This window comes from Streptomyces sp. WM6372 (assembly GCF_001279655.1).
Taxonomy (GTDB): domain Bacteria; phylum Actinomycetota; class Actinomycetes; order Streptomycetales; family Streptomycetaceae; genus Streptomyces.
Map to the genome: position 1 here is coordinate 1 of NZ_LGDB01000090.1, position 1,144 is coordinate 1,144.

Sequence of the window (1,144 nt, forward strand, 5' to 3'; positions counted from 1 at the left end):
CTGGACGATCTCGTCGGGTTCTTCGTGAACACGCTTGTCCTGCGCACCGACGTCTCGGGCGATCCGACGTTCCGGGAGGTCGTGGAGCGGGTCCGGGAGACGGACCTGGCGGCGTTCGCCCACCAGGACGTCCCGTTCGAGCGACTCGTGGAGATCCTCAACCCGGCGCGCTCCATGGCCCGCCACCCCCTCTTCCAGGTCATGCTCACCTTCCACAACAACGCCCAACCCGATCTCGACCTGCCCGGAATCCATGCGCAGGCCGAAGCTGCCGGCGGGATGGCGGCCAGGTTCGACCTCTCGTGCAGCTTGGGAGAGACACACGCGCGGGACGGCGTACCTGCCGGCTTGGCGGGGCGGCTCGACTACCGCACCGATCTGTTCGAGCGCACCACCGTCGAGCAGCTCGCCGAGCGGCTGACCCGCCTGCTCGAAGTGCTCACCGCTGCACCCGATCAGCCGATCCGTAGTGTCAGTGTCCTTGCCGCGGACGAGCGTCGGCGGATGCTGGTCGAGTGGAACGACACGGGCGGATGCTGGTCGAGTGGAACGACACGGCTCACGCGGTTCCGGATGCGACGTTGCCGGAGTTGTTCCAGGCACAGGTGCTGCGGACTCCGGACGCACGGGCGGTGGTCAGTGACGGCGTCGAGCTGAGCTATACGGAGCTGAACGAGCGGGCGAATCGTCTGGCCCGCCATCTGGTGGCGTGTGGTGCCGGTCCGGAGCGGCTGGTCGCAGTGGTTCTGCCGCGATCGGTGGACCTGGTCGTGGCGTTGCTCGCCGTTCTGAAGAGCGGTTCGGGTTACGTGCCGGTGGACCCGGAGTACCCGGCGGACCGGATCGCGTACATGCTCGCGGACGCCGAACCCGTGCTGGTCCTGACGGACGCGGCCACAGCGGCCCTGCTGCCCCAGGACGATGCGGTGACGGCGAAGCGCTTGCTTCTGAACGAGCGTTCCGTGCACCAAGCCATGGCCGGGCTCAGTGCCTCCGACCTCCTCGATGACGACCGGCAATCTTCGGTGCTGCCCGCGCATCCGGCGTATGTGATCTACACGTCGGGTTCGACGGGGCGGCCGAAGGGTGTGGTGGTGTCGCATGCGGCGTTGGTGAATTACGTGGTGCGGTGTCCGCAGGCGTA

2 protein-coding genes are annotated in these 1,144 nt (G+C 67.7%); both read left to right on the forward strand.

Features of this window, described 5'->3' with window-relative positions; genetic code table 11:
* Positions 1 to 657: condensation domain-containing protein (locus tag ADK52_RS08600; protein WP_159045878.1), on the forward strand; the 657-nt coding region annotated here is incomplete at its 5' end.
* Positions 633 to 1,144 (forward strand): AMP-binding protein (locus ADK52_RS08605; RefSeq protein WP_159045879.1); only part of this gene is annotated, 512 nt, incomplete at its 3' end. The genes ADK52_RS08600 and ADK52_RS08605, both read left to right, overlap by 25 nt.